Source organism: Psychrobacter sp. 1U2, from assembly GCF_051847575.1.
Window position 1 is genome coordinate 1 of the sequence record NZ_JBPYDC010001880.1, and the last position, 506, is coordinate 506.

Below are 506 nucleotides of genomic sequence, written 5' to 3' on the forward strand. Positions count from 1 at the left end.
TTAAATGCGCCATGAACGAAATTAAAGCAGTTTATTCATAAAAAGCTAAATTACAGACCATAAAAAAGGGTTTATCAATTGATAAACCCTTTTTTATGGTCAAATAATAAGGCAATCACTATTACTTGATTTTTGCTTCTTTAAAGATCACGTGCTGACGTACTTTAGGATCAAACTTTTTGATCTCCATTTTGCCAGGCATTGTGCGCTTGTTTTTGGTGGTAGTGTAGTAATACCCAGTACCAGCAGTCGATACCAACTTGATTTTATCTCTCATGATAGCTTTCCTTTAGATGGTGGTGATAAGCGCGTGGCTTAAACTTTTTGACCTTGTGCGCGCAAATCTGCTAACACTTTATCAATACCAACTTTGTCGATGATGCGCATACCTTTGGTAGACACACGTAGACGAACAAAACGGTTTTCTGACTCTACCCAAAAACGATGGTTATGAAGGTTTGGTAGAAAGCGACGACGGGTTTTGTTGTTTGCGTGCGAAACATTAT

At 37.9% G+C, this 506-nt stretch carries 2 protein-coding genes; both read right to left on the minus strand.

Annotation, left to right across the window (positions count from 1 at the left end; translation table 11 throughout):
- Nucleotides 1–121 precede the first annotated feature (121 nt).
- Nucleotides 122–277, minus strand: a complete 156-nt coding sequence (rpmG, locus tag ACS8FD_RS24915; protein ID WP_010201403.1) for a 50S ribosomal protein L33 — start codon at nucleotides 275–277, stop codon at nucleotides 122–124.
- Between the two features lie 38 nt (nucleotides 278–315).
- Nucleotides 316–506, minus strand: a 191-nt coding sequence (rpmB, locus tag ACS8FD_RS24920; protein WP_439277815.1) for a 50S ribosomal protein L28, incomplete at its 5' end; no start/stop codon positions are given.

Coding starts and splice junctions, on each gene's coding strand:
- rpmG (WP_010201403.1), bottom strand. CDS start 277: ATGAGAGATAAAATCAAGTTGGTATCGACTGCTGGTACTGGGTATTAC.